The sequence below is a fragment of the Longimonas sp. genome (genome assembly GCF_046498435.1).
Taxonomy (GTDB): Bacteria; Bacteroidota; Rhodothermia; order Rhodothermales; family Salinibacteraceae; genus Longimonas.
Genome location: NZ_JAWOAR010000189.1, coordinates 1 through 8642, shown reverse-complemented (window position 1 = coordinate 8642; position 8642 = coordinate 1). Strand labels below are relative to the sequence as shown.

Sequence of the window (8642 nt, the reverse complement as noted above, 5' to 3'; positions counted from 1 at the left end):
CCAAACGCCAGTGGCACGCCCCGCTCTTTGAGCGACTGCCACGCGTAGGCGCCCTGCACACGGTCTTCGCCCAGACGGTCGGCGGCCCAGCCCTTGTCGCTGGTGGCGTGCTTGGGCTGCATCGAGGCAATGAGTTCGAGCTCGGCCAGGCGGTTCATGTCGGAGCGGGCCAGCACCTGCGCGTGTTCAATGCGGTGGCGTCCCGGCCCCGCACCCTGTTCGGACTGTGCGCTGGCATAGGCGTCGAGCACTTCGCGGTTGCCACGGTCGCCAATGGCGTGCGTGTTCACCTGGTATCCGCAGGCGAGTGCAGCCTCTACATCCTCCTGAAGCCCTTCAGGCGAGCGCATGAGCAAGCCCTGGTTGCCGGGGTCGTCGTGGTAGTCCTCAAGCAACGCCGCGCCCCGGCTTCCGAGCGCGCCGTCCATGTAGAACTTCACGCTGCGCACGCTCAGGCGGCCTTCGTAGTCATGCATCAGGCCGTTGTCGCAGAAGTGGTCGAACGTATCGCCGCGTCCGCCCACCATCGCATACAGGCGCAGCGGGAAACGATCGTTGTCGATAAAACGCTGGTACCGCTCAATGTCAGCACGGCTGGCCCCGGCGTCGTGCACGCCCGTCAGGCCCAGGCGGGCCGTGGTGGCCAGCGCCTCGTCGAGCGCCTCGTCGAGTTGCGCATCAGTAGGGTCGGGAATTTCGGAGTTGATGATCTCCATCGCGGCATCAATCAAGATGCCCGTGGGCTGGCCGTCGTCGTCGCGGCGGATCGTGCCGCCCTCGGGATCCTCCATCTCAGCAATCGTATTCATTCCCACAGCTTCGAGCGCTGCCGTGTTGACCCATGCGGCATGTCCATCAACGCGGACCAGGTAGACCGGGCGATCGGGAAACGCTTCGTCCAGGTCCTGGCGGGTGGGGAAGTCGCCCTCACCGGGCCACTCGTTTTGATCCCACCCGCGGCCTTCGAGCCAGGCCTCCTCGGGCAGGTCCTCGGCAAACGCCTCCAGCCGTTCAATGACCTCACCAACAGATTCCGTGCCCACCACATCGGCTTGCAAGAAAGTCTCGGCCAGCCCCATCAGGTGACCGTGCGCGTCGATCAGGCCCGGCACAATGGCGCGGCCTTCGGCATCCATAGTGGATGCGTTCGGATAGGCACTTCGGACCTGGTCGGTGGTGCCCACCATGAGAATGCGTTCGCCCTGAATGGCCATCGCTTCGGCGGTGGGCTGCCCCGATGTCATCGTGTAGATCGTCGCGTTGTGTACGACCAAGTCGGCCTGCGCCGCCGCCACACGCGGCCCTGCCAGCAGACCCAGCAGAAAAACAGCACTGAGCGCGGCATAGAGGGATGTTATCAAACGAGTCATAAAGTACGGTGGGGGATGATTGAGGAAAGCGCTTTTTCGTAAGATAGGCCCCGCCACGGGCAGATGCGAATGTCGCAACAGCAGCGCGCTTCGTATCTCCCAAAACGGTTCATATTCTTCAACATTCTCGCATCATACCCCGGGGCAAATGGCGAACCCGGCTTTTGCCACCTCGTTTATGCACGTGTCGATCGTCTATCCCGCTCTTCCGCTGGCTACGTGCCCGTATCCTCATGCCTATTGACTTCCGTTCGACCGATGTTTTTGCCCACCGCCACATTGGCCCGACGGCGCACGACCGCGCTGCCATGCTCGATGCTGTTGGCGCCGACTCGCTCAATGCGCTGATCGACGAAGCCATTCCGGCTGAGATCCGCAGCAACCGCCCGCTCGACCTGCCCGAGGCCGTCACCGAACGCGACCTGCTTGCGCAGGCCAACGCCTACGCATCCGACAACGATGTGCACCGCTCATTTATCGGACTGGGCTACCACGAAACGGTGACGCCGCCCGTCATCCAGCGCGACATTCTGGAGAATCCGTCGTGGTACACGCAGTACACGCCGTATCAGGCTGAGATTTCGCAGGGCCGCCTGCAGGCGCTGCTGAACTTCCAGACGATGACGATCGACCTCACGGGCATGGAGATCGCCAATGCCTCGCTCCTGGATGAGGCCACCGCCGCCGCCGAGGCCATGATGATGCTGAACCGCGTCACGCGTCGCCAGGATGCGCGCCGCTTCTTTGTAGCCGAAGATTGCCATCCGCAGACCATTGAGGTGGTGGAGGCGCGCGCCGAGCCGCTGGGCATTGAAGTGGTTGTGGGGGATGCAGAGGCGTTCAACTTCTCCGACGATTTCTTTGGCGGACTCGTACAGTATCCGACCACCGACGGCGCCATTTGCGATTACGAGGCGTTCTGCGACGATGCCCATGCCCACGACGCCTACGTGGCCGTGGCTGCCGACCTGATGAGCCTCTCGCTGCTCGAAGCGCCGGGCTCCTGGGGCGCTGATGTCGTGCTGGGTAGCACGCAGCGCTTTGGCGTGCCCATGGGCTACGGCGGGCCGCACGCCGCGTACTTCGCCACCAAAGAGGCCCACAAGCGCCAGATGCCGGGTCGCATGATTGGCGTCTCGAAGGATGCCGAGGGCAACCTCGCCCTGCGCATGGCGCTGCAAACGCGCGAGCAGCACATCCGCCGCGGACGCGCCACCTCGAACATCTGCACCGCGCAGGTCCTCCTGGCCGTCATGGCCAGCATGTACGCCGTTTATCACGGGCCCAACGGACTCACCCAGATCGCCACGCGCATCCACAACGCGACCAAGACGCTCGCGGAGGGGCTGCGCCGCCTGGGGCATTCGCTGCGGCACACCGCGTTCTTCGATACGCTCCGCATCGACCCCGAAGGGCTCTCGACCGACGACATCCGCCGCACGGCCCAGGGCGAGGCAATCAACCTGCGCTACTACGACGATGGCTCGGTGGGCGTTGCGCTCGACGAAGCTGTCACGACCAACGAGCTCAACGCGCTGCTTCGCATCTTCGGTGCACAGAACGGGCGTTCGCTCGATACGGAAACGCTGGCTTCCGAGCTCAATAGCGGATACGACGGTCCGCTGCCTCGCACCACCGACTTCCTCACGCATCCGGTCTTCAACAGCTACCACTCCGAGTCGGAGCTTACGCGCTACATCCACCGGCTGGCGGCGAAAGACCTGTCGCTGACCACGAGCATGATTCCGCTCGGGTCGTGCACCATGAAGCTGAACCCGACGGCCTCGCTCATGCCCATTTCGGATGCGCGCTTCGGCAAAATGCATCCGTTTGCACCCGCCGAGCAGGCAGACGGCTACCGCAAGGTCATTGACGAACTGTCGACCTGGCTGGCCGAGATTACCGGATTCGATGACGTCTCGCTGCAGCCGAATTCGGGCGCATCGGGCGAATACACCGGTCTCTTGCTCATTCGTGCGTACCATGAGCACCGCGGCGAAGGACACCGCGACGTCTGCCTGATCCCCGAATCGGCCCACGGCACCAATCCCGCGAGTGCCTCGATGGCGGGCATGAAGGTGGTTACGGTCGACTGCGCCGAAAATGGCGACATCGACCTGGAGGACCTGACCGCCAAGGCCGAGAAGCACAGCGATAACCTTTCGGCGCTGATGGTTACGTATCCATCTACGCACGGCGTCTTTGAGACGCACATCCGCGAGGTGTGCGACGTGGTGCACGAGCACGGCGGGCAGGTCTACATGGATGGCGCCAACATGAACGCGATGGTGGGTGTGTGCCGTCCGGGCGAAATCGGGATGGACGTGTGCCACCTGAATCTGCACAAGACGTTCAGCATCCCGCATGGCGGCGGTGGACCCGGCGTCGGTCCGGTCTGCGTAGCCGAGCACTTAGCGCCCTTCCTGCCCGGCCATCCGCTTGCGGAGGTGGGCGGCGAGCATGCGATTCCGCCGGTTTCTGCCGCGCCATACGGCAGCGCGCTCATCCTGCTGATCTCGTGGGGCTACATCAAGATGCTGGGCGCCGACGGACTCACTGCATCCACCAAACATGCTATTCTGAATGCGAACTACGTGGCACGGCGCCTGAGTGCGCACTACGATATCGTGTACACCGGCGCCAATAACCGCGTGGCGCACGAGTTTATCCTGGACCTGCGCACCTTCCGCAAGGAGCTGGGCATCAGCGAGCAAGATGTGGCCAAGCGCCTGATGGACTACGGCTTCCACGCCCCCACCATGAGCTGGCCCGTAGTGGGCACGCTCATGATTGAGCCCACCGAGAGCGAGGCGAAGGACGAACTCGACCGCTTTTGCGAGGCCATGATCGCGATTCGATCTGAGATTCAATCCGTCGAGCTGGGTATGGCGGATGCAGAGCACAACGTCCTCACCGAAGCCCCACACACCGCCGAAAGCGTAGCGGTCAACGAATGGACGCAGCCGTACACGCGTGAGCAGGCGGCCTTCCCGGTAGAGCGCCTCCGCACCGACAAGTTCTGGCCCACGGTGCGCCGCGTTGACGATGCCTACGGCGACCGCAACCTCGTTTGCGCCTGCCCGCCTATGGAGGCGTACAAGGAAGGCGTGGAGCGCGTGGCGTAGGTCTGCGGCTTCCCATTAGCAAAACATAAATACGGACACAAACAAACGTAGAGACACGGTGTGCCGTAGTACGTGTTTAGTGTAGGAAGAAACGGGTGCAAGCACGCCGCCCGAAGCCGCTCCCCTGGAGAGGGGAGCTGTCGCGCAGCGACTGGGGGTGGATCTGAAGCAGCACTTCACGGGGGCCCCATGTGGAGGGGCCCCGGCTCGTGAATCGCCTGCTTCTGCCAGGGGGAAAGAGAGGTTCGTAGCGCGCGTGCCGTCCCGGTGTTGTTAGGAGACCTTTCCCCCGACAGCGGTTGGGGCGCTCAAGGTGACAAAAAGGAGAAACGGGAAGAAAGGGAGAGCATGTTAGACCCATGGAATGCCCCGGGCGATCATTGAAGCCCGCTAAACAGATCCGCGCCGTGTTCCTACTACTGTTTGCGAACCTGTCTGCTGTCTGCATGGCTGATACAGATCTGCGTCTGTACGATCCTCCCTTTGTATCCGATCTGTTCGACGAGGTGCCGCGACCTACGGCCTCGTGAACTACATCAGTTCGTTTGGATTCTGCAAGCGATGGCGCCTTCAATGTGTGGATTTGGCTAGCATTGAGCCCAGACACACGGTGTACGATCTGATGAGTGGGATGGGGGAGTGCTGGCCGCGTATCGATGCTCACTTGCAAGGGGAGGGGCACGCTGGTTGGACTCGACATCTCGCCGGTCATGTGCACACGGGCCGAATCGCAAGCTGAGCGCGTTGACGTGTCCACCTCGGTCGTGCGCGACGATGTGCTCACAAACACGCTCCCCACAGCGTCTGCCGATCGGGTTGTGTCGGCCTTCGGGCTGAAGACGTTTGCTTCTGCATAGCGCGAGACGCTTGCAGGTGAGGTGGCGCGCGTGCTCAAGCCCGGGGAATGCTTTTCGTTTCTGGAAATTTCGGTGCCGCCATCGGCGTTGCTTCGGATTCCCTACGTGTTTTATCTGCGCGCTGTCATTCCGCACATTGGGCGCTTGTTTCTGGGCAATCCAGCCAACTACCGGCTGCTGAGTGTCTACACTACGCGCTTTGGGACGAGCCGCTCGTTCCATCAGATGCTTGCCGCGCAGGGGCTGAAGGTGCAGTACCGGCGCTTTTTCTTCGGATGTGCTACGGGCGTTACAGGCTACAAGCCGCGTCTCAATGCGGCAGTTGCCTAATGGCCACCCAGGTAGTGCTGGTTGCGGGCATCCAGCAGTGCAGCAGGAAAAGACGCGGCGGGTGAGAAAGGACACCCGTATTCCTACGTTTCCACTCCGATTCAGGTCAGGTGCTGTGCAGATGGGAGCGTCCAGGTTCTGTGTGATCAACAGCGGGTTTGAGTTAGAGGCGACGCAGATCACATCATTCCGGCTCGGCGATTACGTTGCGTGCCACGCCTTCTCCACACCAGAATCCGAACGCTCTGAAAAGGGCAACCTCGTTGCAGAGGGATGGAAACAGAAACGCAGCCGTAAAAATAACAGATGTAATCGTATAGCATTGCGAGCACATGCAGTCTGCTAAACGGCTTTCTGTTATCCATCATCATGGTATCTTAAAGTTTATGACATTGTCTGCTGTATCTCGTTACTTTTTCGTGGTTGCTATGCTCTTCGCAACCACGCACGTTGCCACCGCTCAGCAACCGACGGAGCGCGACCTTACCGCTCCGCTCACGGCTGAAGCACAAGCCGATCTGACGCCAGAAGGAGTAATCCAGTTGCTTAAGGACGGCAACCAGCGCTTCCTGAACGACGCGTCGTTGGAGCGTGACTTTATGGAGCAAGTGCGCCAAACCTCAGATGGGCAGTACCCGATGGCGGCTGTGCTTGGATGTATTGACAGCCGAGTGCCGCACGAAATCATCTTCGACAAAGGAGTCGGCGATATCTTTTCAGCACGCGTCGCTGGCAACTTCATCAACACGGATATTTTGGGCAGCCTGGAGTTTGCGACCGCGGTGGCGGGCTCAAAAGTCATCGTTGTGCTGGGCCACACGGAATGTGGTGCTGTGAAAGGCGCCTGCGACCGCGTTGAAATGGGCAACCTGACCAGTACGCTCGCTAACATTGCGCCTGCCATCTACGCTGTTGACGATGTGGAAGGCCCACGCACGTCAGAGAATGAGGAGTTCGTGCAGGCGGTCGCGCACCAGAACGTAGACCTGACGGTGCAAAACATTGTGGACCGCAGCCCCGTCATCCGGCAGCTGGTAGCCGATGGCGACCTGATTGTCGTCGGGGCCATGCACAACGTGAGCACCGGAGAAGTCACGTTCTACGAGGACGAGATGATAACTGCTACGACGCTCGCGAACTGATAGCCCATCATGCGCATTGCGCGTATGTAAAGCGGCTCGCCCGTGCTTCCAACGTATGATCACGAAGCAGGATAGGCCTGGCTCATCGGCCAGGCCTTTTTTGTTGCACGGTGTGGTTGTTGTCTTTGTGCTGTGACACGTATCTGCATTGGTCTATCGCTGCGCCACCGCGTGCCAGAGCAGCCCCACGGCAAGGAGCGCCAACCCGGTGCCCCAGACGGCGGGCTCAACCCAGAAGGCCAGCCCCATGCATCCCACCAGCCCGCCCCACGCCACCGCCCGTGGGTAGAGCCGATGTTCAGGCGCCAGCTGCAGCGCCGAAAGGTTGGTAAGCGCGTAGTAGATGAGCACGGTAAACGCGCTAAATGTCCATGTGGTGCGAACGTCGCCAATCAGCGCGAGCCCGAAGATGAGTGCGCCAATTGTGAGAACGGCGACGGTGGGTGTGGTGCGAGAGGCGTTGAGGCGCGTGGTGGCTTCGGGCATATCGCCGCGGCGGCCCATGGCCAGGAGCACGCGCGAGAGGCCCAGCAGCAGGTTCAGCAGCACGCCCAGCATGGCGGTGCATGCGCCAATGGTGATGACGGTCGTGCCTCCCGGTAGTGCCAGCGCCTGGATTGCGGCTTCTAGGGGCGAGGCCGCATCGGTGGCAGCGCCCAGCCCGTCGGCGCCAATGGCTGCCACCCCGGTAGCCGCTACGGCGATGTAGAGCACGGTCACCACGATCATGGTCACGACAATGGCGCGCGGGATGGTGCGTTTGGGATGCTGCACCTCTTCGCCCAGCGTGGCAATGCGTCCGTATCCCGTAAACGCCACAAACATGAGGGCACTGGCATGCAAGAGGGAAGCGAACGGGCCGTTATCGGCAGCCGGGTCAAAGAACGGATCGAAAAACTGCGCGGCGCCATCGGCGGAGACGGTGGTGGTGAGGCCGCCGATCACAAAGTACGCCAGCGCAGCCAGCGTAACCGAGACGATCGCCATGTTCGTCCAGTTCGAGCGGCGAATCCCGCTCAGCACCACGCCCGTGAGCACCATAACGGCCCCCAGTGCCACCGGCACGATCCACGACGCAGGGCCGCCCAGCGCACCCAGCAGGTAGCCTGCGAATCCAAGAGCCGCAGTAGCCGCCGAGGCGCTCTTGGCCGCCAGGTACATCCAGCCCGCCGTGAAGCCAAATCGGGCGCCCAGATACTCGTATCCATACTCATACGTGCCGCCGCTGACGGGATGGTTCGCGGCCAGTTGGGCGCTGCTAAAGGCGTTGCATGCCGCCACGCACGCCGCAATGGCGATGGCCAGCATGACCGCGGGCCCGGCAATTCCCGCCGCGATGCCAATGCTTACAAATACGCCGGTGCCCACCATGGAGCCAAGCCCCAGGAGCACGGCTCCGGGCACGCCGATGGCACGGAGCAGGCGCGGGGCATCGTTTGATGAGGCCATACAGACGGTTGATCAACAAGGAATACAAAACGGGTTCAGGAGCGGGCCATCGACACGAAGTCATTCAGGGCTTCGTCGCTTCCGGCAACGAGGAGGCGGTCGTCAGACTGCACCACGAAATCGGGACCCAGATCGCGGAGCAGGTGGCCGTTGCGCTCGGCAGCCACCACCGTGCAGCCGGTGCGGGCGCGCACATCGGCATGGCCCAGGCTCTGCCCCGCCAGCCAGGGCGCGGTAATGCGGATCACGTTGAACTGCGTGCCGGGCGAAAGGGCCTGCTCGTCTTGCATGAGCAGCGAAAAGATCATGCGCCCGGTCACGGTAGGCAGTGCCAGTACGTAGTCGGCCCCAGCGCGATAGAGGTTCGGC

At 62.1% G+C, this 8642-nt stretch carries 7 protein-coding genes; 4 read left to right on the top strand and 3 right to left on the bottom strand.

The window, feature by feature from the left end:
* Positions 1-1370 (bottom strand): amidohydrolase (locus R6U20_RS07090; RefSeq protein ID WP_410337160.1); only part of this gene is annotated, 1370 nt, incomplete at its 3' end.
* Positions 1371-1603: 233 nt separating this feature from the next.
* Here R6U20_RS07090 and gcvP point away from each other — a divergent pair.
* From gcvP to R6U20_RS07070, 4 genes are all read left to right on the top strand, one after another.
* Entirely contained in the window at positions 1604-4495 is a 2892-nt protein-coding gene (gcvP, locus tag R6U20_RS07085) for an aminomethyl-transferring glycine dehydrogenase (RefSeq protein WP_410337159.1), read from the top strand.
* A 626-nt stretch (positions 4496-5121) separates the two neighbouring features.
* Positions 5122-5352, top strand: coding sequence for a class I SAM-dependent methyltransferase (locus R6U20_RS07080; protein ID WP_410337158.1), 231 nt, complete (start codon positions 5122-5124; stop codon positions 5350-5352).
* A gap of 21 nt (positions 5353-5373) precedes the next feature.
* The gene (locus tag R6U20_RS07075) at positions 5374-5682 is read left to right on the top strand and encodes a class I SAM-dependent methyltransferase (protein ID WP_410337157.1); all 309 of its coding nucleotides are present in this window, start codon (positions 5374-5376) and stop codon (positions 5680-5682) included.
* 386 nt (positions 5683-6068) lie between these two features.
* On the top strand, positions 6069-6824 hold the full coding sequence (locus R6U20_RS07070; protein WP_410337156.1) for a carbonic anhydrase family protein: 756 nt from the start codon (positions 6069-6071) through the stop codon (positions 6822-6824).
* A gap of 153 nt (positions 6825-6977) precedes the next feature.
* On the opposite strand, the gene R6U20_RS07065 is transcribed toward R6U20_RS07070, so the two are convergent.
* Positions 6978-8273: an APC family permease gene (locus R6U20_RS07065; protein WP_410337155.1), complete on the bottom strand. Its 1296-nt coding sequence runs from the start codon at positions 8271-8273 to the stop codon at positions 6978-6980.
* Positions 8274-8308: 35 nt separating this feature from the next.
* On the bottom strand, positions 8309-8642 hold a 334-nt coding region (locus R6U20_RS07060; RefSeq protein ID WP_410337154.1), incomplete at its 5' end, for a cation:proton antiporter regulatory subunit.